17 protein-coding genes are annotated in these 24865 nt (G+C 69.1%); 15 read left to right on the forward strand and 2 right to left on the reverse strand.

Features of this window, described 5'->3' with window-relative positions:
- Positions 1 to 21 precede the first annotated feature (21 nt).
- The 3 genes from OXN85_05805 to OXN85_05815 all read left to right on the forward strand — a co-directional run bounded on the left by OXN85_05805 (position 22) and on the right by OXN85_05815 (position 6129).
- Complete coding sequence (locus OXN85_05805) at positions 22 to 1002, forward strand: 3-hydroxyacyl-CoA dehydrogenase NAD-binding domain-containing protein (GenBank protein MCY3599463.1); 981 nt, start codon at positions 22 to 24, stop codon at positions 1000 to 1002.
- 124 nt (positions 1003 to 1126) lie between these two features.
- Complete coding sequence (locus OXN85_05810; protein MCY3599464.1) at positions 1127 to 4546, forward strand: hypothetical protein; 3420 nt, start codon at positions 1127 to 1129, stop codon at positions 4544 to 4546.
- A gap of 107 nt (positions 4547 to 4653) precedes the next feature.
- Positions 4654 to 6129 (forward strand): hypothetical protein, encoded by a 1476-nt coding sequence (locus tag OXN85_05815; GenBank protein MCY3599465.1) that lies wholly within the window; start codon positions 4654 to 4656, stop codon positions 6127 to 6129.
- Positions 6130 to 6227: 98 nt separating this feature from the next.
- On the opposite strand, the gene OXN85_05820 is transcribed toward OXN85_05815, so the two are convergent.
- The gene (locus OXN85_05820; protein ID MCY3599466.1) at positions 6228 to 6971 is read right to left on the reverse strand and encodes a hypothetical protein; all 744 of its coding nucleotides are present in this window, start codon (positions 6969 to 6971) and stop codon (positions 6228 to 6230) included.
- A 262-nt stretch (positions 6972 to 7233) separates the two neighbouring features.
- Between OXN85_05820 and OXN85_05825 the strand changes: the two genes are divergently transcribed.
- The 9 genes from OXN85_05825 (at position 7234) to OXN85_05865 (ending at position 21895) form a co-directional block, all read left to right on the forward strand.
- The gene (locus OXN85_05825; protein MCY3599467.1) at positions 7234 to 7464 is read left to right on the forward strand and encodes a hypothetical protein; all 231 of its coding nucleotides are present in this window, start codon (positions 7234 to 7236) and stop codon (positions 7462 to 7464) included.
- A 129-nt stretch (positions 7465 to 7593) separates the two neighbouring features.
- A complete protein-coding gene (locus OXN85_05830) occupies positions 7594 to 8760 on the forward strand; it encodes an aminotransferase class I/II-fold pyridoxal phosphate-dependent enzyme (GenBank protein ID MCY3599468.1) in 1167 nt (388 codons plus the stop codon).
- Positions 8761 to 9068: 308 nt separating this feature from the next.
- Positions 9069 to 10295, forward strand: coding sequence for an efflux RND transporter periplasmic adaptor subunit (locus OXN85_05835; protein ID MCY3599469.1), 1227 nt, complete (start codon positions 9069 to 9071; stop codon positions 10293 to 10295).
- A 20-nt stretch (positions 10296 to 10315) separates the two neighbouring features.
- Positions 10316 to 11677 carry a TolC family protein gene (locus tag OXN85_05840; GenBank protein ID MCY3599470.1) on the forward strand — a complete coding sequence of 454 codons (1362 nt, stop codon included), beginning with the start codon at positions 10316 to 10318 and terminating at the stop codon, positions 11675 to 11677.
- A gap of 31 nt (positions 11678 to 11708) precedes the next feature.
- Positions 11709 to 15116: an efflux RND transporter permease subunit gene (locus tag OXN85_05845; GenBank protein MCY3599471.1), complete on the forward strand. Its 3408-nt coding sequence runs from the start codon at positions 11709 to 11711 to the stop codon at positions 15114 to 15116.
- Positions 15113 to 18217 (forward strand): efflux RND transporter permease subunit, encoded by a 3105-nt coding sequence (locus OXN85_05850; GenBank protein MCY3599472.1) that lies wholly within the window; start codon positions 15113 to 15115, stop codon positions 18215 to 18217. The genes OXN85_05845 and OXN85_05850 overlap by 4 nt, the downstream gene beginning before the upstream one ends.
- Positions 18218 to 18433: 216 nt before the next feature.
- Positions 18434 to 18982 carry a peptidylprolyl isomerase gene (locus OXN85_05855; GenBank protein MCY3599473.1) on the forward strand — a complete coding sequence of 183 codons (549 nt, stop codon included), beginning with the start codon at positions 18434 to 18436 and terminating at the stop codon, positions 18980 to 18982.
- Complete coding sequence (locus OXN85_05860) at positions 18972 to 20135, forward strand: P1 family peptidase (GenBank protein ID MCY3599474.1); 1164 nt, start codon at positions 18972 to 18974, stop codon at positions 20133 to 20135. Before OXN85_05855 ends, OXN85_05860 begins: the two co-directional genes overlap by 11 nt.
- Positions 20132 to 21895, forward strand: a complete 1764-nt coding sequence (locus OXN85_05865; protein MCY3599475.1) for an electron-transfer flavoprotein:ubiquinone oxidoreductase — start codon at positions 20132 to 20134, stop codon at positions 21893 to 21895. Before OXN85_05860 ends, OXN85_05865 begins: the two co-directional genes overlap by 4 nt.
- A 28-nt stretch (positions 21896 to 21923) precedes the next feature.
- Here the strand turns inward: OXN85_05865 and OXN85_05870 are convergent, their stop codons facing one another.
- On the reverse strand, positions 21924 to 23192 hold the full coding sequence (locus OXN85_05870) for a hypothetical protein (protein ID MCY3599476.1): 1269 nt from the start codon (positions 23190 to 23192) through the stop codon (positions 21924 to 21926).
- An 86-nt stretch (positions 23193 to 23278) separates the two neighbouring features.
- On the opposite strand from OXN85_05870, the gene OXN85_05875 reads away from it, so the two are divergent.
- The 3 genes from OXN85_05875 to OXN85_05885 all read left to right on the forward strand — a co-directional run bounded on the left by OXN85_05875 (position 23279) and on the right by OXN85_05885 (position 24669).
- A complete protein-coding gene (locus OXN85_05875; protein MCY3599477.1) occupies positions 23279 to 24043 on the forward strand; it encodes a lysophospholipid acyltransferase family protein in 765 nt (254 codons plus the stop codon).
- 77 nt (positions 24044 to 24120) lie between these two features.
- On the forward strand, positions 24121 to 24258 hold the full coding sequence (locus OXN85_05880; GenBank protein ID MCY3599478.1) for a hypothetical protein: 138 nt from the start codon (positions 24121 to 24123) through the stop codon (positions 24256 to 24258).
- Positions 24259 to 24417: 159 nt separating this feature from the next.
- Complete coding sequence (locus OXN85_05885) at positions 24418 to 24669, forward strand: hypothetical protein (protein MCY3599479.1); 252 nt, start codon at positions 24418 to 24420, stop codon at positions 24667 to 24669.
- The last annotated feature ends 196 nt before the right edge of the window (positions 24670 to 24865 follow it).

A 24865-nucleotide genomic window follows, 5' to 3' on the forward strand; every position in this document is an offset into this window, starting at 1 on the left:
TTCTCTGACCGTGTCAGGCCCGTGACCCAGCCCACGATTCGAACCGTCGCCGTCGTCGGGGCCGGGGTCATCGGCCGAAGCTGGATCCGCGTGTTTGCCCGCGCCGGTTGCGAGACGCGCGTCTTCGATCCCGACCCGGAGCAACTGGCGCGCGCGCTCGAGTGGTCGCGGGCGTCCGCGGACGAGGACGAGGCCCTCGGGTTCATCGATGCCGGGGCCGCAGCCGGAGAAGGGCGGGCGGTCCGCCGCTGCGACACGCTGGAGGAGGCGCTGTCGGGCGCCGGATGGGTGCAGGAGAGCGGGCCGGAGACGCTCGCGGTCAAGCAGCGGATCTTCTCCGACCTGGACGCCGCGGCGGAGCCTGGCACGATTTTGGCCAGTTCGACGTCCGCTCACGACATGTCGCGGATCGCGGACGGTCTCCCGGGCGCCGGTCGCTGCGTCGTCGCGCACCCCGTGAATCCGCCGCACGTCATCCCCGTGGTGGAGCTCCTTCCCGGGGAGGGCACGCACCCCGAAGTGCTGACGGCCGCGCTCGCCTTTCTCGAAAGCGTGGGCCAGTCTCCCGTGCAGATGAACCGCTACCTGCCCGGTTTCCTCCTCAACCGGCTCCAGGCCGCTCTGCTCCGGGAGGCCGTCTTCCTGTACGGATCGGGCGCCGCCTCGGTGGAAGCGATCGACACGGTGGTGCGCGAAGGCCTGGGGCTGCGCTGGGCGCTGCTCGGGCCGTTCGGCACCGGACACACGAACGCGGACGGCGGCGCGGGCGAGTACTACCGGCGGTACGGCGATGCGTACCGCGAGACGTGGCGGGAACTCGAAGCGGATCCCGAGTTCTCGGAGCGCGTGATCGACGGGATCCACGCCGAGACCGAGGGGATGTACGGAGCCTCCGCCACCGAAGCCCTCTGCGCCTGGCGCGACCGCGTCGTGCGGCGCATCCGCGCGCTGAAGGAGGACGACCCTCCGCCCGGAGGTTCGACGCCGGGGATCGGGCGTTGAAGCGCGGGCCTCGTCTCATTCCTCAAACGCCGGAGCGCGCGCGCGTGTCTACTCACTTGCGCCGACAGGGCATTACTGCCACTACTGCGCCCACGAGCACCACCACAGTCAGGAGCCGCGAATCATGCTGAAGCGTGCGTTTCTCCCCGTCCTCTTCGCGACCACCGTCCTCGCGGCCCCGGGGGCCGCCCAGGAGGCCGTGGCCGATGAAGACTTCATGGCCGAGATGGAATGGCGTTCGATCGGCCCGGCGAACATGGCCGGGCGCGTCACCGACATCGAGGGAATCCCCGGCACCGGGACCTTCTTCATCGCAGGCGCGTCGAGCGGGATCTGGAAGACGACGAACAACGGGACGACCTACCGGCCCGTCTTCGACAACGAGCGGGTCGTCTCGATGGGCGACATGGCGATCGCGCCGAGCAACCCGGACATCGTGTGGGCCGGGACCGGCGAGGAGGACTCGCGCAATTCGATCTCGCCCGGAGGCGGCATCTACAAGTCCGTCGACGGCGGCCTCACGTGGGAGCTGAAGGGGCTCGAGGACACGCAGGCGATCGGCCGCATTGTCGTCCACCCGACGAAGGCGGACTGGGTGTACGTCGCGGCGCTCGGACACCCCTGGGGGGACAACGAGGAGCGCGGGCTCTACCGCACGAAGGACGGCGGCGACACGTGGGAGCGCATCAACTTCGTGTCCGACAAGGCGGGCTTCGTCGACGTCGACATGCATCCTCAGAACCCGGACGTCCTGTGGGCGACGAGCTGGGAGCGCGTGCGCGGCCCGTACTTCTTCAACAGCGGCGGCCCCGGGAGCGCGATCTGGAAGTCCACGGACGCCGGCGACACGTGGGAGAAGGTGGAGGGCAACGGCCTCCCCGAGACCATGCTGGGGAGGCTCGAGGTCGCGATCGCGCCGAGCTACCCGCAGGTCATGTACGCGATGGTCGAGGCCGAGGCTCCGGAGGAGGCGGATGAGGACGGAGACCGCCACGCCTCAGGCCTGTACCGCTCCGCCGACGGCGGCGAGACGTGGGAGTTCATGAACTCGAACAACTCGCGCCCCTTCTACTATTCCGGCGTCTGGGTGTCCCCGGACGACCCCGACTTCATCTACTGGTCGTCCCTCTTCTTTTCCCGGGACGGGGGCCGCACAGTCGGGAACCCCGCCCAAGGCGTGCACGTCGACTATCACGCACTGTGGTGGGATCCAACCAATCCGGATCACTTCATACTGGGCAACGACGGCGGGATCGCGATCACGTGGGATCGGGGCGGCAACTTCGAGTTCCCCAACCGTATCCCCATGGGACAGTTCTATGCGGTCAGCTACAACATGGACACGCCCTACCGCGTGTGCGGCGGACTGCAGGACAACTATACGTGGTGCGGGCCGAGCGCCCGCGCCGGCGGCTCCATCGACAATCACATGTGGTATTCGATCGGGGGCGGCGACGGCTTTTACGCGCCGCAGGACCCGACGAACCCGGACATCGTGTTCGGAGAATCGCAGCAGGGGCGGATCTACTGGCGGAACACGCGCACCGGGGAGCGTCACCAGTTGCAGCATCCCGACTGGCGCGAGCGCACGCAGACGCTGCGCGACTCGATCGCGATCCTGACGGGGGACGACCCCGACAGTCCGCCGGCCGGCAACGTGGCGCAGATCGAGGAACTGCAGGCCCTCGTCGCGCAGGACTCCGCGCTGTTCGATATGCGGTTCAACTGGAACACGCCGCTCGAACTGTCGCCGCACGATCCGCAAACGCTGTATATCGGCGCGAACCGGGTCCTGAAGTGGACGTACGACACGGACGAGATGACGCCGATCTCCGAAGACCTCACCTACGCGGATCCGGAGAAGATCGAGATCGCCTACAACACGACGGGCGGCATCACGCCGGACGTCACGGGGGCGGAGAACTTCGCCACGATCGTCTCGCTCGCCGAGTCGAAGCTCAATGAGGGCGAACTCTACGCGGGGACGGACGACGGCCGCGTGTGGCGGACGCCGGAGGGTGCGGAGTGGATCGAACTCACGGACCGCTTCGACGGCGTTCCCGAGGGAACGTACGTGAGCCGGATCGAGGCATCGAGCCACGATCCGAACCGCTTCTACGTGACGTTCGACAACCACCGGCGCGACGACTACACGCCGTACGTCTACGTGACAGATGACGCCGGCGAGAGCTTCCGCTCGATCTCGTCGAACCTTCCGACCGGGGCGCCGGACTTCGTGCACGTGGTCCGGGAAGACCCGGTGAATCCGGATCTCCTCTTCGTGGGGACGGACGTCGGGGCCTACGTGTCCACGGACCGGGGCGGTTCGTGGTCGCGCTTCATGAACGGCTTGCCCACGGTGCCCGTCCACGATCTGAAGATCCATCCGCGCGAGAGCGAGATCATCGCAGGAACGCACGGGCGCTCCATCTTCGTGGCGGACATCTCGCTCCTGCAGCAACTCGACGGTGGGCGCCTGCCGGAGGCCGTGACGGTGTTCGAGCCGAAGACGGCGATCCAGTTCGGGGATCCGCCGGTGGGCGGCGAGTTCGTCGCGCAGAGCAACTTCCAGGCGGACGCGGGCGACTACGGCGCGCAGATCTCCTACTACGTCCCGGAGGACGTAGCGGAAGCGCTCGCCGAGGCGGCCGAGGAAGAGGCTGAAGCAGCGGCGGAAGAGGAGGCCGAGGAAGAGGCTGAAGAAGAGGCTGAGGAGGAGGGCGAGGAGGAAGAGGCCGAGGAGGAAGAGGAAGCTGCGGGCGCCGTGGTGGTGGGCCGCGCCGTTGCAGCGCCCGCGGGCGCCGGGGGCCGCACTTTCGTGATGTCCGGGATCGTGGCGGCCGGGCGAGGCGGAAACCGCCCCCAGGCGTCGATCGCGATCCTGAACGCGGCCGGCGACACCGTGCAGACGCTGAACGGTTCGGCCGCGGCCGGCGTGCAGCGCGTGCGGTGGACCTTCAACCGGCGGAGCGCGCCGCGGGAACCGTCGCCCGCGGATCGGCTGGACAGCCTGCGGACGGCGCGGCTCTACGAGACCGTGGGAGACTCGCTGGTCGAGCACGAAGGGGTCGCGCGGGAGACGATGGACCAGGTGCTCGAAATGATGCAGGGCGGCAACCAGGGCGCGATCGTCCGCATGTTCACCGGCGGCGGGGGCGGTGGAGGCGGCGCCGCCGGCTGGCGGGAGCGGCCGGCCGAGCGCTACCCGCCGCCTGGGCAGGCGGGGCGGGGCGGAGGCCGGGGAGGGGGTCGCACGGCGGCAATGGCGGCTGCCGCGGCTTCCGCGAGCGGCGCCGACCCGGCGGCCATGCGCGAGGTCTTCCAGCAGGTGGGTGAGGCCGTTCGGGACCGGGGTGGCATGTCGACCATCCGTCGCTTCTTCGGCGGCGGTGGCGGTGGGGGCGGTCTGGCCGACCCGGGGAGCTACACCGTGGCGATCACGATCGGCGACGAGACCCACACCGTCCCGCTCGAGGTCGTACGGAAGGAAGGCTTCGGCTTCTGGGACGAACCCGACGGAGAGGACGACCGCGAGGACCCGTAGCTTTCGTGGCCCGCCGGAGCGGCAACCGTTCGCCGCTCCGGCGGTGTCGCAAGGCTCGATGGCGGACCAGGGCAGCTCCGGAGACCGGGACGGGCGGATGATGATGAATGATGAATAGAGAGGGAAACGGCGCGTCGATCCTGGAGAAGATCCGGAAGCGGCGCATGGTGCAGATCGCGCTCGTGTATGTGGGCGCGGCCTGGCTCGGCGTGGAGATCACCGACTTCATCGTCGGGACGTACGCCTTCTCGAGGAAGATCCTCGACACGGTCGTCTTCCTCGCCATCCTCGGGTTCCCCGCCTTTCTCGTCATCGGCTGGTTTCACGGCGAACGCGGTCCGCAGCGCATCCGCCGGGCCGAAGCCTGGCTTCTGCTCACCCTGGTTTCCCTGGGCGCCATCGGCACCTACCGGATCGCGACCGCGATACCGGCGGAGGCCGGCGGCGTGGAGACAGCGGCGCCCGTCACGGCCGCGGACGGTGCGGACGGCAGCGACGAGGGGCTGAGTTTAGCGGGGTCGGCGCCCGACCTGGGGCCCAACTCGCTGGCGGTCCTGCCCTTCCGGAACAACGTGCCCGACCCGGAACTCGAGTGGCTCGGTTCGGGTCTCGCGGACCTGCTCACGACGAACCTCGCGCAACTCCCCGGCCTGCGCGTCGTCGGCCGGCAGAGCCTCTACGACCTCCTCATGGAGGGAGGCGTCTCCGAGGAGGAGGAAATCCCGGAGGCTCTGGCGCTGACCGTGGCGCGCGGGAGCGGCGCCCGCCTGCTGCTCTGGGGCAGCGTGACAGGATCGCCGGAGGACATGCGCATCGACGCCCAGTTGATCGAACTCGAGAACGGGACCATCGCGTCGGCGGACTTCGCCCGGGGCGACGACGTGTTCGAACTCGTGGACACGCTGACCGTGCGGCTCGCCGCCAACCTCTCCGGTACGACACAGCCGTCCGAGGCGGTTCGCATCAGCCACCTCGGCACGCGGAATCTGGAAGCCCTCGCCGCCTTCCACCGCGGCAACGCCCTGCATCGCGAAGGCCGCGCCGACGAGGCGGAGGCCCACTACGAACGCGCCGCCACCATCGACAGCGCCTTCGCCCTTCCGCTGCTCGCCTCACGCGAGGAAGTCGAACCTGATCGGGAGTTCGGCGCCGGCTGGGTCGAGGTGTGGGAAGGAATCGACCCCGCTCGTCTCGATCCCGAGGATATCGATCCCGAGAACCTCGGTCGCGCCCTGGCCGCGGGGTTCGTGAACGACGAAACGTTGCAGACGATCGTCGTGATGGCGGACTTCGACGAAGACGACATGGCGGAGATGGAGCAGGTGCGGGAGGAGGCGACGCGCCGGAGGACGGAGTGGCAGCAGCGCCGCGCGCTCCAGCTCATCCGTCGGCTCCCGGAGGGTCTACGGCGTCGCGTCGAGGGCTTGAGTGGAGAGGAGTTGTACGCCGCCATCGATTCCCTGACCGGCCGCGCGAGATCGGCCATCGGCCTGCTCGTCGGAGAACCCCCGCCACGCCGTGCCGACCGTCCCGAGCGCCCCCCGGACCCGCCGCAAGGACGCGACTCCACACAGTCGCGCTAAGGCCGAGTTCCTCCGTATTGGCTGACGCCGTGTTGAATCCTAGCCGTGGCCGTCGTCGGCTGTTCGATACTCGATCAGCGCGGACTGGCCAACGATACTCACGATCCGGATGAGCAGTTCGGCCCCCTCGCGGTCGGTGACGAGCAGTTCCTCACCCGGCAGGAAGGCGACGGGCTCCCGCCGTCCCTCGTCTCGTTGGGGAACAGCACGAGCAGCTCGACGCCGGGCACCGGAGCACCGGCCTCGCTCGCGCGGATCACGGCGGTCGCCGGCGTCGGCGCGGTGGGGGCGGCGGGAATCGTGAGAAACAGGTCCGCGTCGTCCACGAGTCGGTACCGGGGCTCCTTGCCGCTCAGGCCACGCGTCTCGCGCAAGATCGTCGGAACCCCATCCCCCCTTCGTTCCATGAAGAACTGTCGCCCGCCCGACCCGAGGATCTTTCCCACCGGCATGCGGCCCAGCATGGAGGCGAGCGTCTGGTTACGGGTCGCCTGCCGGGAAGCCATGCTCTCGACGGTGAGGTTGTTCGGAAGGGCGCCGGGAGAGTTGATCTCGACCCGGTCGGCAAACATCGAGAGCCGTATCCGGCGCCGCGAATCGAGTAGTCCCGGTGCGCCACGGCGTTGACGATGGCCTCGAACAAGGCCTTCTCGCTGTACTGCGGGAGATCGACGCGTGCGGGCTGCTTGTGCGCGCCGACTCGCATATTGCGGACCGCGAACTTGACGGCCTCCGCGATCTGACGTTGCAGCGGTCCCGTAATCGTCTGGGCGTCCAACTGGCCGGACGCCCTGTCCACGCCCCGGTATTGCGTCGCGCTGATGCAGGCGTTCGGCAGCCACTCTTCGGGAGCGGCGGAGCACAGCAGCACCCCGGCCACAGTTGCGCGGCGGACCCCACCTTCGTCGCGAGTCAGAAGCCCCATTGTCTCGAGCGCCAGCTTTGGATCGGCGGCGCCCTCGGCACTCAGCAGTGGTGCCCAGAGTTCCTCGTCGAGCGTGCCGAAGCCGGTGCCCGGCACAGGCTGCTCATCGAACCACAGGAAGCGCGTACAGAGGTTGACGACGAGTTCTTCGAGCGCATCCATCTCGCCGCGGGCATCCCGTGGACCTCACCGTCGTCGGTGACGCCGCAGTACATCACGCCGCCCCGGGCGTTGGCGAACGCGCCCAGTTCGTCGGCGATGCTCCTCCTCTCCGGGCGTATCGGACGGTTGCCGCGGAACTCGAATTCCTTGAATTCCGTGCGGCTGTCTTCGCCGAGGCGAAGCCGTTGCCGGATCTCGTTTTCGTCGAGGGTCATCGGTCAACTCCGAAACCGGATGTCCACGCATGACGCGCGGGGTGCGGGCACCGACGGAACGTAATGGACCCGGCCTGCAGAGTGGTAGCCGCCATGCTGGACGAATTCCGGGACAACGGCCATGTTGCAGGGGTCGTTGTACAAGAACCTCAGGGAGGCCATATGAAGCGAAGGTCGTTTCTCCGAGCCGGACTCACGGGCGCCGGCGTTGCCGGCATCGCCGCCGCACCCCTTGCCGCACCCCTCGCGGGCGCGACGACGGCGCGCGGCCTCGACACCCTCTTCAACCCCCGCCGACCGGGACGCGACTACAACGGACCCGTCCGGCTGAGTTCGAACGAGAACCCGCTCGGCATCGCTCCGTCGGCGCGGCAGGCGATCATCGACGGGCTCGACGAGGCGAACCGCTATCCCGGCGCGACCGGCGAACTCGTGCGCGAGGCGCTCGTTGCCCGCTTCGGCGTCAAGCCCGGCCAGCTCTTCTTCGGCTCCGGCTCGACCGAGATCCTGCGCATCGCCTCCGCGGCCTGGGCGGCGCCCGGCGGCCGGCTCATCTACGCCGAGCCGACGTACGAGGATGTCCCGAGGTACTCGCAGCCGTTCGCCTACGATCACGTCACGGTTCCGCTCACGAGCGACTATGCGCACGACATTGGCCGCATGCGCGAGGAGGTCGCGAAGTCGTCCGCGCCGAGCGTGATCTACTTCTGCAACCCGAACAACCCGACGGGCACGCTCACCCCGACCGGACCGATCATGGACTGGCTCCGCGACGAGGGCGAGCAGCACCTCTTCCTCGTGGACGAGGCGTACTTCGAACTCGCGGACGATCCCGGCTACGAGACCTTCGTCCCCCTCATCGAGCGCCATCCGAACCTGATCGTCGCCCGCACCTTCTCGAAGGTGTACGCGATGGCCGGAATCCGCCTCGGCTACGGGATCGCGCACGAAGCCACCGTCCAGCGGGTCCTCCCGTTCGCGACGCGGAACGCGCCCAACCACGTCGCGGGTGTGGCGGCCGTCGCCTCGCTCGCCGACGACGAGTTCTTCGCGAAGAGCGTGAAGACGAACGACGAGGCGAAGGCGATCATGTACGACGCCCTCGGCCAGCTCGACATCGAAGTCCTGCCGAGCCACACGAACTTCGTCATGCACCGGATCAAGGGCGAACTCGCGACCTACAACGAGCGCATGTTCGAGGCCGGATTCAACGTGGGCCGCCCCTTCCCGCCGATGACGGACTGGAGCCGGCTCTCGATGGGCCTCCCGTCGGACATGGAGAAGCTCGCCGAGGTCATGACCGACTTCCGCAAGAAGGACTGGATCTGACGTATGGGGAGGGCGGCATCGCGCGATGCCGCCCTCCCGCCGTTATGGATTGCTCCGCCCCCTCCGCACCGCTCCCGCGCTCTCCGCTCTACTATTGAATTAGTTGACCCGGCGCCCTCGTCCGTCTAGGCTCCCCCGCTGGGCGAACTAACCGGCCCGAGGTCCGTACAACGGTTGGGACACGTTCCCGTGTCAAAGCCTCGATCTCTGACGGTTGATAGCCGGTTGACAGTCTTGCGATAGATTTAGCTAGCCGCGACCATTCGAATTGGTCCACCACGCGAACGGAACACAGCGGTGCGAGGCTTATGAAGGCACGTCATTGGGTCACGTTGATCGTCCTGCTCGTCGCGGGTGCGGCCGTCGTCGGCATCTTCATGCGGCTGAACGAGGACGAGGAGGAGGGACCGCAGAGCTTCGGCGACGCCGCGGCCGATTCCGTGGCCGAGGCGGTGCGGGGGACGGCTTCGGCGGCCGCTTTCGCCACGGACATCTTCCTTCCGGTCGAAGGGGCCGTCATCCAGCGCGACACCTTCGTGCTCTGGGTCACGGCGAGCGGTCACGCCGCTTCCCTCCGCCAGGCTCCCCTCCACGCGGAAGTCGAGGGGCCCGTCACCGCCGTGCCGGTGCAGGAAGGCGGGCTCGTGAGTGCCGGTCAAACTCTCGCCCGGATCGACCCCGCGCTCTACGAACTCCGGGTGCAGGGGGCGGAAGCCGGGGTGAAGCGAGCTCAGGCGGAGTACGACGACCGCGTGCTCTTCGACGACCAACTGCCGGACTCGGTACGCATGGCCAGGGCGGAACAGGCGCGGATCCGGGTCGGCCTCGACGAGCAGGAAGCAGCGCTTTCCGAGAGGCGGTATGAGTTGGCGAAGACTCGTATCGTCGCTCCCTTCTCCGGCCTTGTGGCGAACCTCTCGGTGGCGCAGGGGAGCCGCGTCCGAGCGGGGGACTCGATCGCGACGGTGGTCGATCTTTCGGAGATCGACATCGATGCCGGAGTGCTCCATTCCGAACTGCCGCTGGTGGAGGTGGGGCGACAGGCGACGGCCACCTTCCCTGCGCTCCCCGGCGAAGTCTTCCAGGGGCGCGTCGTGAGCGTGAACCCGCTGATCGATGCCGAGACGCTGACCGCACGGGTCACCGTGCGGCTGTCGAACCCGGAGGCGCGGATCGTCCCGGGCATGCCGGGGAACGTGCGGATCGCCGGCCGGCAGCTCGAGGACCGGACGTTCGTGCCGAAGGAGGCGGTCGTGGAGCGGAGTCGGCGCCAGGTCGTGTTCGTGTTCGAGCCGGGGTCGCCGGGTGCGGAGACGGGGCGCGCCCAGTGGGAGTATGTGACGCTGGGCCTCGAGAACGACACACAGGTCGAGATCATCCCCAGCCCGGACGGAGACGACACATTCGTGCCCGCGGGCGGCGAAGTCGTGCTCGTCGACGGTCACGCCACGCTGACGCACGATGCCCAGGTGCGCATCGAAAACCACAGCGACCTCGTGGCGCCCGCGGAACCCGCCCCGGACGGTTCGCGGTGAGGCCGGCGGCGAGTCGGCGCATGCCACGGCTTCTTGCAACGGCCCTGCTGGCGACGGGCGGACTTGCGGCCGCATCGCCGGCGGTCGCGCAGGGACGGATGCTCCCGGATACGCTCGATATCGAGCGGGCGGTCCGAATCGCCGTGAGCGAAAGCCCGGTGCTGATGAGTTCCCGCGCCGCAGCGGACGGAGCGGGCGCCGACCGGTTGGCGGCCTGGGGGGCGTTTCTTCCCCGGGCGTCGGTGGGCCTGGATCTCAGTCGCTCGAGCGCCACCCGCTCCACGTACGATGCCCAGGAAGGACCCGCCGAGCGGCTGCAGGAACGTCTCACGTACACGTCTCAGTCCGCCGGCCAGGGGTTGAATCTCGGTATAACAGTGCTCGAGGGAGGTCGACGCTTCGCGGAACTTCGGCGGAGCGCGGCAAACTTCAGGGGCGCGCAGCGACGTTACGACGATGAGCAACGGAGGGTTGTCGCGGCGGTGCGGCGTGAGTTCCTCGACGCCCTGCGGCGCCAGGAGTTGCTGGAGTTGACGCGGACCCAGATCGCCGACCGGGAAATCGAACTCGAAATCGCCAGCCGGCGGTACGAGATCGCGGCCGTGGAACGCACGGACCTTCTTGGCGCCGAGCTCCAACTGCTGAACGCCCGGATCCGGCTCATTGCGGAACAGAACCTGTTGCGGGTCGGGCTCCGGCAGCTCGCGGTCTCGATGGGGCTGCCGCCCGAAGCGGGCGAAGGACTCGTACTGGCCGGAGATGAGGGCCTGCCCGCCGGGGCGCCGGACATCGAGTCCATCGTCCGCACCGCCGTGATCTCCGATCCCGGACTTGCCGCGCTGGAGGCCGATCGGTCCGCGGCGTCCGCATCGCTGTGGTCCGCCCGCATGATATACCTGCCCCGGATCGACGTAGGCTTCAGGTTGAACCGCAACGAGAGCTTCGGCTCCGATGTTTCGTTCTGGCAGTTCGACCCGGGCGATACGAGCAGTGGGTTCAGCGTCTCGGCTTCCTGGAACCTCTTCGACGGTTTCGGCCGGGAACGCCAGAACGCCCAGGCGTCGGCCGCCAAGCGACGGGCCGAGGAAGATTATCGGCGGTTGCGGTTGGAGATCGAACGCGATGTCAGGCGCTTCGGTACCGAGATCGAGGAGCTGGCTCAGACGCTGGGGTTACTGGAGCAGGCGTATGAGATATCGAGAGAGCGTCTCGATATGGAGCAGGAACGCTATCGGCTTGGCACCACGAGCTATCTTGAGCTTCAAAACGCGGTCACCGCGTTGCAGAACGCCGAGACCTCGCTGATACAGAACCGGTACGACTACCAGATCGCCTGGTCGAATCTGGCCGAATACGTCGACGGCGGGCCCGGCGGCCGATGACGAACCCCCGCCGCATTCGAGTCCGCTGACCTTGGCGCTTCCCGACGTTTCGCTTCGGCGGCCGGTGGCTACGGCGATGCTCTATGTGGGCATCGCCGTGCTGGGCGTGGTGTCGTTCCTTCGTCTGCCCATCGACCTCCTGCCGGATGTCGCCTTCCCGACGCTCTCCGTGTGGACGACGTACTCGGATGCGGGGCCCGCGGAGGTCGAGCGCTTCATCACGGAACCCATCGAACAACAGTTGTACTCGATCCCGGGGGCGCGCCGCATCTCGTCGCGATCGCGCGAGGGGCAGTCGCTCGTCCAGCTCCAGTTCGCCTGGGGCACGGACATGGAGTTCGCGACCCTCCACACCCGGGAGAAGCTGGACAATCTGACGGAGAGGCTCCCGGAAGGCTCGGAGCGGCCCACGATCCTGAGATCGGATCCGACGAGCGATCCGATCATGACGCTGGCCGTGAGCGGGACCGACCTGCGCGGCCTGCGCGATCTCTCCGAAGTCGTCTTCAAGCGCCGCCTGGAGCAGTTGGACGGCGTCTCGCTCGCGGGGCTGACGGGCGGTCCCGAGCGGGAGCTGCGGGTCATCGTGGATCCGGAATACCTGGATGTGCACGAGGTTTCGCTCAGCGAGATCTCGAACGCGCTCGACCAGGCGAACTACAATGCGCCCGGCGGCACGATCCAGCGGGGCCGGTTCGAGTACAGCCTGCGTACGCTGGGCCAGTTCCGGGAGGTCGAGGAACTGCTCGACGTCGTCATCGCGCGGCCGCGGGGCGTCGGGGCCCGTCCCGTGCGGCTGACCGACGTCGCCACCGTGGTCGACACGATCGCGGATCTCGAGACGATTGCGCGTTTCAACGGGGAGCCCGCGATCGGGCTGCAGGTGTTCAAAGAGGCGGGGACGAACACGGTCCGCGTAGCGGACGGCGTGCGTGAGACGCTGGATCAGTTGCGGGAGGAGTTTTCGGGCATTTCGATCGAGATCGCCTCCAGCCAGGCGGCGTTCATCCGGGACGCGATCTCGAACGTTGTCTCCGCCCTGCTGCTGGGCGGAGCGCTGGCCTTCCTCGTCCTCTTTCTCTTCCTGCGCGATCCGAGGTATCCGCTCGCGATCGGACTCGCCATCCCGATCTCGGTCATGGCGGCCTTCGGGCTCTGCTATGCGTTCGATGTCAGTCTCAACATCATGTCGCTCGGTGGCCTCGCGCTCGGGGTCGGGCTGCTCGTCGACAACTCCATCGTCGTGCTCGAGAACATCTTCCGGCACCGCGAGGAGTCGGGCGGGAGCGCGCGGGAGTCGGCCGGGCGGGGCGCCCGGGAGGTGGCGGCGGCGATCACCGCGTCGACGCTCACGACGATCGCCGTATTCGGACCGGTGCTGTACGTGGAGGGCGTGGCGGGCGCCCTCTTCGGCGACCTTTCGCTCGCGGTGACGTTCTCCCTCCTCGCCTCGCTGCTCGTGGCGCTCACGCTGCTCCCGGTGCTCGCCGCGCAGGTGGCCCGGGGGAGGCGCGGAGCGGAGGCCGCGGGCTTCGACGGCGAGACGTCCCCGTCGGCGTCCGTCGCGGCGGAAGCCGAGCGGCCGGGACGCGTGCGCCGGGTCGGCCGAGCCGTGCGGGCGGGCGCCGTCGCGGGCGTGCGAGGCGTCGGGGGCGGGGTCGCCTACGTGGGGCGCTCGGTCAAGCTCACGGGCGTCGATGTCGCGACCGGCGGCGGCAGAGTCCTGGGCCTGCTCTTCGGCCCCTTCCTGCGGGCCTTCGAGCGCGCCTTCCTCCGTTTCGCGGGCCGGTACGAGCGGACGCTCGAGTGGGCTCTCGCGCACCGGCTGGAAGTCCTCTCGATCGCCGTCGTCGCGCTGGCCGGCGCGGTCATGCTCGCCGGATCCCTCCCGCGGGGGCTCATGCCGCGCGTGGACGAGCAGCAGTTCTGGGTGGAGCTCAACCTCCCGCAGGGGACGCCGATTCGGACGACGGACGAGACGGCCGGAGAGGTGGAACGGCTGCTGCTCGACATGGCGGACGTCTCGGGCATCTTCACTCGCGTGGGCCGCAGCCGGGGCAGCGAACTCGCGGCGCGCGACCTGACCGGACTCAACAACGCGGCGCTCGACGTCCAGCTCGCCGGGTCGTCGCGGCCGACGAGCGAAGCGATCGCCGAACTGCGCGCACGGCTCCCGGGCAGCGGCGTGGATCCGGCTTTCGTGACCATCGAGACCGGGCGGGCCACTTCGCTCGGCAGGGCGCTCGCGATCGGAGAGGCCGACCTCGCGGTGAAGGTGCAGAGCGGGGAACTGGAGGAACTCGTGCCGGTCGCCGAGGCGATCGAGACCCGGCTCGAGGGCGTCCCGGCGCTAGCCGATGTCCGGCTGGACTTCCTCCGCACGCAGCCGGAACTGGTCATCGAAGTCAATCGGGAGGTGGCGGCCCGGCACCAGATCACCGTGACGTCGGTCGCGACGGCGATCGAGGACTATCTGCGGGGGTCGCAGACGAACAACGCGTACTCGGTGTTCGCCGACAAGGTCGACATCCGGGTCACGATTCCGGAGACGGCCCGGCGGGAACTCGACCGGGTGCTCGCGCTTCGGCTGCAGGGCGTACCGATCGGGGAACTCGTGACGGTCCGGCAGGGGTTCGGTCCGGTCGAGATCCGGCGCGAGGACCAGAACCGCACGATCCAGGTACTCGCGGACGTGGCCGAGGGCGGACTCCGGACGGCGGTCCGGGAGGTGGAGGCCGCGATCGCGGACATCCCGCGGCCGGCGCTCACGACCGTGCGCGTCGGCGGCGAGAACGAGGAGATGCAGGACAGCTTCCGCTCGCTCACCTTCGCGTTCGGTCTTGCCCTGGCCCTCGTCTTCCTCATCATGGCCGCCCAGTTCGAATCGCTCGTGCAGCCGCTCGTCGTCCTCACCGCGGTGCCGCTGGCGGCGATCGGGGCGGTGACCGCGCTCTGGATCGCCGGGGGCGGCCTCAACGCGATGAGCGGCATCGGGTTCGTGATCCTCATCGGCATTGTCGTCAACGACGCCATCGTGAAGGTCGACTTCATCAACCAGCGCAGACGGGCCGGGCTGGCCAAACGGGCGGCGATTCTCGAGGCGGGCCGGCTGCGGCTCCGTCCGATCGTGATGACGACCATCACGACGGTGGTCGGACTCCTGCCGCTCGCCGCGGGGCTGGGGGCAGGGGCCGACCTCCGTGCCCCGCTGGCCGTCGTGGTGATCGGCGGCCTCATCTCCGCGACCTTCCTCACGCTCATCGTCGTGCCCGTCGTATATTCGGTCCTGGTCGAGCCCTCGGTGTCGGTGGGGCCCGACCCGGGCCCGCGGCCCGAGCGCCGCGACCCGTCCGGGCTCCGGCCGACGCCGGGGTACGGCCTCGGCGGCCGCTCCGGGCCGGCCGCTCCGGGCATGGCGCGAGGGAGCGTGGAACCATGATCGATCTGGCCATCCGCCGGCCGGTGGCGACCGCCGCGATCTACATCGCGCTCTTCGCGCTCGGCGTGACGAGCTTCCGCCTCATCCCGGTCGAGGACCTGCCCGAGGTCGAGTTCCCCAGTCTCACGGTCACGGCCATCTGGAATGGCGCCTCGCCCGAGGCGCTGGAAGCGTTCGTGACCGCCCCGCTCGAGACCGTCATTCAGCAGGTCGGCGGGGTGGAGAAGGTCGTCTCCGAGTCCTTCGCCGATCAGCAAGGGACGGGGTCGAACGCCCGCATCGACGTCGACTTCGAGCGCGAGACGCGCATGGAGTTCGCCCGCCTCGAGCTGAGCGAGCGGATCAATTCGATCCGGGACGAGTTGCCCGAGGGCGTGCTGCTCGACCTTTCCGAGTACGTCCCGCAGGAATTCGCGGAGGAGGATGAGCGGCTTCTCAGCTTCTCCCTCACCGGCCCGTATACGTTCGCGCGCCTGGGAGAGATCGCCGACGAGGAGATCGCGCCCTTCGTGCGGGGGCTGCCGGGCGTGTCCGAGGTGAACGTCCGGGGAGCGGAGCGCCGCGAGATCGCCGTCGAGCTGGACCGGGGCCGGCTGGAGGCGCTCGGACTGCGGCCGGAGGAGGTCAGCCGCCGGATCTCCGAGCTCTCCACGCCGAGGGCCCCCGGATCGGTCGAACTCGATGGGCGGCAGTTCGCCATCGCCGTGCGCACCCGGGCGCTCGAGGTGTCCGACATCGCAGACATGATCGTCCTCACGCGGCCGGATGGGCCCGTCCGCGTGGGCGATCTGGGGCAGGTGCGCGACCAGACGGAAGACCCGACGTTCCTGTGGCGCATCGACTCGCAGCCCACGATTTCGATCAGCGTGTTTCGCCAGTCGGGCACGAACGTGATCCAGGTCGCGGATGACGTGAAGGCCGCGATGACCGAACTGGGCTCCACGCTCCCGGCGGGGGTGGGTCTCGAGTTGCTGCTGGACCAGAGCGAGAACATCCGCGAGCAGCTCACGGAACTTCGGCTCCGCGCCATCGCCGCCGCCATCGTGATCTTCATCGTCCTCACGCTCTTCCTGCGGTCGCTCGGCGCCGTCCTCGTCGTCTTCGCCACGATCGGGTTCAGCGTCCTGACCGCGGTGAACTTCCTCTACCTCGGCGGCTTCTCGCTCAACCTGCTCACGCTGTGGGGGCTCGCGTGGGGGTTCGGCCTCGTCGTCGACAACGGCATCGTCGTGCTCGAAAACGTGGAGCGTCACCGCCGGGGCGGGGCGGGTCCATCCGATGCCGCGAGCCGAGGGGCGCGCCAGGTCGTCCTGCCGGTCCTCGCCGCGACGCTGACGACCGCGATCGTGCTCGTCCCCTTCCTCTTCCTGCAGGGAGAGCTGCGGGTCTACTACCTGCCGCTCACGTTCGCTGTCGGTTTCTCGATCATCGCGAGCCTCTTCGTGGCGTTCACCTTCGTCCCCGCGCTCGCCTCGCGCGTCGCCCGCATGCGGGATTCCGCCGGGGCCGTGGTCGATTCGGCCCTGACAACGGGGGAGGCCGCGTCATCGCCGACCCGGCCGTCCGAACCCTTCTACATCGCGGGATACCGGTCGCTTCTCGGGTTCGGGTTGCGGCATCCCGTCCTCGTCGCGCTCGTCTGCCTCGGGAGCCTCGGCGGGAGCTGGTACCTGTTCGACGAACACGTGAGCACGGGGAGTTACTGGAGCGGATTCGGCGGGCGCGGCAGCGGTATCGACATCACGATCAGCTTCCCGCGCGGCGCGGGGCTGGAGCGCACGGACGACCTCGTGCGCTCCTTCGAGGCGAAGCTTGCCACCATCGATGAAGTCGAACGCTTCGAGGCCCAGGTCTGGCCGAACTACGCCCGCATGCGCGCGGAATTCCCCGACGAATTGGAGCACACGTCGATCCCGGTGGCCATCAAGGACCAGATGACCGCCTACAGCTACGGGTTCTCGGGCGTCGACGTCTTCGTACGGGGATACGGTCCCAGCTTCTACGGCGGCGGCTCCAGTCCCCCCAACTACAGCCTCCAGGTGCTCGGGTACAACTACCTGACGGTGCAGGAGATCGCCGAGGAGATCGCGTCGCGCCTGACGCGGTTCTCGCGGATCCGCGACGTGGACCCGAACGCGAACAGCGGCTATTACCGGCGCGACCGGGAATTCGAGTACTACGTGGAGCCGGATCGGGAGGCGCTGGCGGCCTACAACCTCCCGGTGCAGCAGTTGCTCAACTACGTGTCGAGCAACATTCAGGGTCGGCCGCGCGGGAGCCGGATCCGGGTGGGCGGCGAGGAGGTGCAGTACGCCGTCAAGGTGGACGGATACCGCGAGTTCGACTTCCACGACCTGAACGATCTGCGCGTGCCGATCTCCTCCCGCGAGGAACTCCGGCTCGCCAGCGTCGCGGAGGTGGGGCAGCGGCAGGTCCTGGCCAGCATCCGCCGGGAGGACCAGCAGTACGAGCGGACCGTGGCCTGGGAGTTCCGGGGTCCGGTCCGGTTCGGCGACGTCGTCCGCGATGCCGTGGTGGACGCGATGGAACTCCCGCCGGGCTACCGGATCGAAAAATCGCGCTACGGAGGCTGGACGACGGAGGAGACGACGCAGATGTGGGTCGTCCTCGCCTTCTCCATCCTCCTGATCTACATGGTCACGGCCGGTCTGTTCGAGTCGCTCCTGGCGCCCTTCGTCGTGCTCTTCTCGCTGCCCTTCGCCCTCATCGGCGTCTTCCTCATCTTCTTCTACACCGACGCGACCTTCACCCGCACCGCGTTCATCGGCACGATCATGATGGGCGGCATCGTCGTGAACAACGCCATCCTTGTGGTCTACCACATCGGCGAAGTGCGCAAACGCATGCCGACGGCGGCGGCGATCGTGCAGGGAACGCTGGAGCGCGTGCGCCCCATCCTCATGACGACGCTCACGACGGTGTTCGGACTCCTGCCGCTCGTGCTCTTCGCCCCGTCCCAGGATCAGAACATCTGGAACGCGCTAGCGCTGGCGACCATCGGCGGGTTGATTTCGAGTACGTTGTTCGTGCTCGTCGCAATTCCGGTCGCATATCGTTACATCGTGGCACGCCGTATCTGACGGCACGCCCGCCCGCAGGCCGTGGTGATGGCCCGGCGGGGCGCACTCAAAACACACAAGAAGCTGACGGGGGTCGAGATGGTACGGTCGCGTCTATCCAGGTCCGGTTTCAGGCCGGGTTGGCTGCTCCTCGGGTGTCTGCTGGCGGTGAGCGCCTGCGAACGGGGCGGAGGGCCGAGCGAATTCCTCGGGGACCCGGCTTCGGCAGAGGTGAACATGACGGCACCGGAGACTTTCCAGGCGCGCTTCGAGACTTCGAAGGGCACGTTCGTGGTGGAGGCGCACCGCCAGTGGGCGCCGAACGGCGTGGACCGCTTCTACAACCTGGTGGAGAACGGGTTCTTCGACGACGTGCGGTTCTTCCGCGTGATCGCCGGTTTCATGGCGCAGTTCGGGATCAACGGGAATCCGGAGATCCAGACCGCGTGGCGGGACGCGAACATCCAGGACGATCCGGTGGTGGTGGGGAACACGCGCGGGCGGATCAGCTTCGCGCAGACGTCCATGCCGAACAGCCGGAGCACGCAGCTCTTCATCAACTTCGGCGACAACTCGCGCCTCGATGGGATGGGGTTCGCCGCCATCGGTGAAGTGATTTCGGGGATGGAGGTCGTCGACGCGCTCTACTCGGAGTACGGCGAGGGAGCGCCGAGCGGGGGCGGGCCAAGCCAGGGACGGATTCAGGAGGAGGGCAACGCCTACCTGGAGGCCGAGTTCGCCGAACTGGACTTCATCGAGCGGGCGACCATCAGCAGTGAGAACTAGCCGCACGGCAGGCAGGGCAGGGTCGGCGGCGGCGCTCGTTCTCGCGGCGATGACGGTGTTGCCGCCCGCCGATGCCGTGGGCCAGGAGGCGCGGCCGGCCGACGGGGAGCGGCCGCGCGCGCGGGAGGCGGGCGTTCTCATCGGGCGGCTGCCGACGGGGCCGCTGAATGCGATCACGGACGTGCCCGGGGTGCGGGTCGGCCACCGCACGGTGTGGGTGGGCGACTCGATCCGCACGGGGGTCACGGCGATTCTCCCGCACGGGGACAACGTGTTCGAGCGGCGGGTGCGGGCGGCGATCGCGGTCGGGAACGGGTTCGGGAAGCTGGTGGGGCTGAGCCAGGTCAACGAACTCGGCGAACTCGAGACGCCGATCCTCCTCACCGGGACGCTGAGCGTGTTCCGGGCGGCGGACGCGCTCCTCGATACCCTCCTGTCGCTCCCGGCGAACCGCGAGGTGCGGTCGATGAACCCGGTCGTCGGCGAGACGAACGACGGGTACCTGAGCGACATCCGCGTCCGCCCGATCCGGCCCGAACACGTGCGCGAGGCGCTGCGGATCGCGGCGGGCGGCCCGGTGGAGGAGGGGACGGTCGGGGCGGGGACGGGGACGATCGCCTTCGGCTGGAAGGGCGGCATCGGGACCTCGTCCCGGCGGGTGGAGATCGGCGGGCGGATCGTGAACGTCGGCGTGCTCGTGCAGAGCAACTTCGGGGGTTCGCTGCGGATCGACGGCGTGCGCGTGGGAGAGAAGCTCGCCGCGGCCGGCCTGCGCGGCGGGCGCGACCAGGGGGATGGCGACGGGTCCGTGATGATCGTGATCGCGACGGACCTGCCGCTGGCCTACCGCGAACTGGACCGCGTGGCCGACCGCTCGTTCATGGGGCTCGCCCGCACGGGGTCGTACATGTCGCACGGTTCCGGCGACTACGCGATCGCCTTCTCGACGGGGGAGGGGGAGGCCGTTCGAGGCGGCGGCGCGTTGTCGCGCGTGTTCGAAGCGGTGGTCGAGGCGACGGATGAAGCCGTCATCAACTCCCTGTTCAGGGCGACGACCGTGACGGGGCACCGGGGACGGACGATCGAATCGCTCCCGCTCGAGCCCACGCTGGGATTCCTCCGCGAGGCGGGCGTTCTCGCGACGCCGCGGTGAAACCGCTGATTCCCTCGTCCCTGCAGCCACCGCTGCCGCGGGGACGCTTCATCGTCGAAGAGGATCCCGACCCGGAAGCGGTGCCGCTGGACGTTCTCTTCGTGGGCGGAGGTCCGGCCGGGCTCGCCGGAGCGATCCGGCTGGCGCAACGCGCGGCGCGCGACCGCGCGGAAGGCGGACCGCTCGCCGACCTCGAGATCGGGGTCCTCGAGAAGTCGGGTGAACTCGGGGAGCACTGCCTCTCCGGGGCCGTCGTGAACCCGGGGGCCTTTCGCACGCTCTTCCCGGACCTCGACGAAGCGGAGCTTCCCCTCCGGGGCCGCGTGGCGGGCGATCGGGTGCTGCTTCTCACGGAGCGTGGCAAGATCCGGCTCCCGACCCCGCCTTCGATGCGGAACCACGGCCATCACGTGGCGTCGATCTGCGAGATCGTGCGCTGGCTGGGCGCGCGGGCGGAGGAGCTGGGGGTGAACGTGTTCACGGGATTCCCCGCCGATGCGCTCCTCATGCGCGGCGGGCAGGTCGTTGGCGTCCGCACGACGCCCGCGGGTCTGGACCGGGAAGGGAACCCGGCGGGCGGCTACATGCCGGCCACGGACCTCTCCGCGCGAGTCACCGTGCTCGCCGAAGGGACCCGCGGGCCGCTGAGCGAGGCCTGGCTCGAGCGGGAAGGCGTCGGCTCGGCGAACCCGCAGATCTTCGCGCTCGGAGTCAAGGAACTGTGGGAGGTCGCGCGCCCGCCCGACGCGGTCACGCATACCATGGGCTGGCCGCTGCCGCGGGATGCGTTCGGCGGCAGCTTCATCTACCCCATGGGCGAGAACCTCGTGTCGCTGGGCCTCGTCGTGGGTCTCGACGCGCCCTATGTCGACCTCGACGTCCACGCGCTTCTGCAGCGCTTCAAGCAGCACCCGTTCGTGCGCGGGATCCTGGACGGGGGCGAACTCGTGGAGTGGGGAGCGAAGACGATTCCCGAGGGCGGGTACCACGCCATCCCGGACCGGCTGAGCGGGGATGGCCTGCTCATCGCGGGAGATGCCGCGGGACTCGTCGATGTCGCCTCCCTCAAGGGCATCCACTACGCGATGCGCTCGGGAGTCCTCGCGGCGGACGCGATCAGCCGGGCCCTGGCGGACAGGGGCGAGGGGGCGGAAGGGGGCGAGGGCGCGGGCGGAGGCGAGGGGGCGGACGGGCACGACGGAGCGGGCGGCGCGGTCCCGGCGGCTCGACTGGCATCGTACGACGCGGCGCTGAGGGAGAGCCTCATCCAGGATCCGCTGTACCGCAACCGGAACCAGCGGCTCGCCTTCAAGTCCGGCTTCGTCGCCGGAGGCGTCAAGGCGGGGCTCATGCAGGCCACGGGCGGAACGTTTCCCGGCGGCCGGATCCCGAGCGAGCCCGACGCGGCGGCCCCCCGCGCCAAGCGGTTGGGGCTCGAGTACGCGTACGACGGCGAGCACGCGGTCGCCAAGGTCGACGCGGTCTTCCGCTCCGGGAACGCAACGCGGGACGACATCCCCTCGCACCTCCTGTTGGGCGCCGAGGCGGGCACGGAGGCGGGTGCCGAGGCGGGCCCGGCGGTGTCGCCGGAGATGGCGGATCTGTACGCGAGCCTTTGCCCGGCGGGCGTGTACGAGCGCGACGGCGACCGCCTGGTCGTGAACGCGCCGAACTGCATCGATTGCAAGGCCACGGACGTCCTCGGTCCCCGCTGGACGCCGCGGGAGGGCGGCAGCGGTCCGGCCTACAAGAGGATGTGAGCCGCGCGGGCCGACCCGGCCCGCCGGATCAGCGAGCCCCGGTCGCGCGCGCGGCGTTCCATCCGAGGAGCGCGAACGCGTCGGCGACCTGCTCGTACCCCGTCCGCATGAGGAAGGCGGAGTTCTTGCCGAAGCTCTTCGCGCCCAGGATGAAGAAATCGGGTTCGGGGTTGCGCAGCGTGTCGGGTCCGAGCGCGTCCGCGCCGATGCAGCAGTCCGCCGGCGCGTCGCCCGGCGCGCCCTGAGCGGCGAGGAGCGCGGCGGAGACGCCCATGGGGCCGAGGGACGCGTAGCAGGCGTGCACCTGGAGCTGACGATACAGGTCGTCGTCGGGCTCGTAGCCGACGTTCGCCACGATCCGGTCGAAGCGGTCGCGCCGAACGTTACCGGCGATCTCCAGGTCGACCTCGAGGCCCCGCGAATCGGCCTGGCGGACGGCGAGCAGCCGGCTCCGGGAGAGCCACTCGCATCCGGGCGGCGGTTCGGCGGCGATCGCGTTGGCGCGGCGCGTGAGCTTCACCCGCTCGGGGAGCGGATCGTCCGGAATCGCCCGCAGCGGGACGCCGTGCGCCTCGCGGCTGGCCCAAGTGAACCGCGTCCCCGGCACGGCCCGGGCCAGCGCCCCGAGTCCGCACGCGGTCGTGGCGGCGGAGTGTCCGTTTCCGAGCAGGAGCGTGCGCCGCGCGGCGTAGCGCCCGCGCTGGGCGCCGAGCACATCCGGGATGCGGTATTCGATCGCGCGCCGCGCCGATCGCTCGCCGATGGCGGCCGTGCCGCCCGGGCCCGCCCAGTTGGGTCGCCCGTAGGTCCCCGAGCAGTCGAACACGGCCCGGGCGAACACCTCGGTCTCGGCGCCGCTCTCCTCTCCGCGCCGCTCTCCGCTCTCCTCCACGAGCAGCCGGAAGGGCTGTTCGGCCCGGGCGGCCTGCCCGAGCGCCTCGCCCTTCAGCCGGTCCGCCCGGGCGACGTCCCGCACGCGCGCCCCCTCGCGGACCTCCACGCGCGACCGCAGGGCCGCGGCCAGGGGCAGCAGGTAGTGCGTCCGCAACTCCGCGCCCGTGAGCAGCGCCCCCGCCGCCGGCAGCTCAGCCCCCTGGCCGCGCAGCACCTCCAGCCCCGCCGGTCCCGCGTTCCACTCGAAGGGGGAGAAGAGCCGCAGCCAACCCCAGGCGCGGACGTGGTCCGCCACCTCGCCCGCCTCGAACAGGACCGTCGCGAGTCCCGCACGGGCCGCGCGGGCCCCGGCCTCGAGCCCGACCGGCCCTCCTCCGATGATGGCAAGATCCATCGTTCGCACGCGCGCTGGCTCCAGATCTCCGTGGTTTGCCGGCGTCCCGGCCGCCCGGCCTTCCCGCCGATTCCGAGGCAACCTACTCTCAGGCGATGATGGATCGCGAGAATCCGAAGCGGGCGAGCGCATCGCCTCCCGAGTGGGCCCCGGGCCCCATCACGCGGTGGCTGACGCCGGTCACGCGCTGGATCATCACGAACCTCGTGGCTCCACCCTGCGTCTTCCTCCTCTTCGGTCTCCTCAATCGAACGCGGGTCTACGGACGGCGACGCGTTCCCCACCTTCCGAACACGCTCGTTCTCTCGAATCACCAGTCGATGATCGACTCGTTTCCGATCGCCTACTACCTGTTCTTTCCCGAAAAAACTTTCAGGCCCCACCTGGCGCCGTGGAACGCGGCCGCGGCGGAGAACTTCTTCAGCAACCCGTTTTTCGGCTGGGTGTTCCACCAGTTCCAGTGCATTCCGGTGCGGCGCGGCCGCCGCGACCTGCGCGCGATGATCCGCTCGGCAAACGTGCTGCGGGCGGGAATCCTCACGCTCTTCCCGGAGGGGACGCGCTCGCGGAACGGGCAGGTCGGACGCGGGCGGGCCGGCGCGGGGATGGTCATCCTCCAGACCCGTCCGCACGTCGTCCCGATCACGCTGGAGGGACTGGACCGCGTCCTTCCCATCGGCTCCCGCCTGCCTCGGATCGGCCAGCGGATCTCCATCTACGTGGGCCGGCCCGTGCGGTACGACGATCTGGCCGCCGAGGGCCGCTCGCGAAAAAACGCGCAACAGATCGTCGACCGGGTCATGGAACGGATCGCCTTCCAGCAGCGCGTCCTCCGCCGCCTGCGCCGTTCGCGGCGCTGACGCGGAGTCCTGACGCGGAGTCCCGCCGCGGCCTGTGAGCGCTGGACATCCGCGGTCAGAACCGACATTCTTCCCCCATGACGATCACACTGTACTACGTCCTCGTGACGATTCTGCTCGCACTGCTGGTGGGTCTTCTCATGGGCGGCGGCTTCGCGTTCGGCTGCCGGCTCCCCGCGCCCGATGCGCCGGACCGGGAGGTCCCGCCGGGCTGACCGAATCAGACCGCATTCGCCGGTCCCTCCGAGCCGCGAACCTTCTTCCCGATTCCGTGATCGCACGCTATCTTTCTTGGCTGCGATGACTGCGTATTCAGGCCGGAAACGTCCCGTTGCCCGTTCGCGAGCGACGTGTGCCGGCCGCCAGAGGTGGAAATGACAAAGACCTTCCAGGACGACGACGGACGCCGGTGGAAAGCATGGCTTGCTTCCCGCGAGGTTTTTTGGCCCGACCCGAACGAAAAGGCTCCGCCCGACGATTTCGAGGCGGTCGTGTTCGTCTGTTTTTCCGACCCGTACCAGTCTCAGCGGAGGCTTCGGCTCCCGCAGGGTTCGTTCGAGCAGCTCAGTCTCGATGATCTCAAGAAGCACTTCAAGGAAGCGAAACTCGATCCTGCCATCCGCTAGCAGTCCGTGGCAAAATCCCGCGTCAGGGCTTTGCCACCGGCTGCTGGCCGTCCGCGTGGAAACCTCCGCGCCATACCGAAAGGCCTCGTGACAGAATGACCGCCGCCGCCGGGAAAGGACTAGAAGGCGTCGTCGCCTCCCAGACTCACCTCAGCTTCATTGACGGAAACAAAGGCATCCTCGTTTAACTGGGCTA

Source organism: Candidatus Palauibacter australiensis (assembly GCA_026705295.1).
Taxonomy (GTDB): domain Bacteria; phylum Gemmatimonadota; class Gemmatimonadetes; order Palauibacterales; family Palauibacteraceae; genus Palauibacter; species Palauibacter australiensis.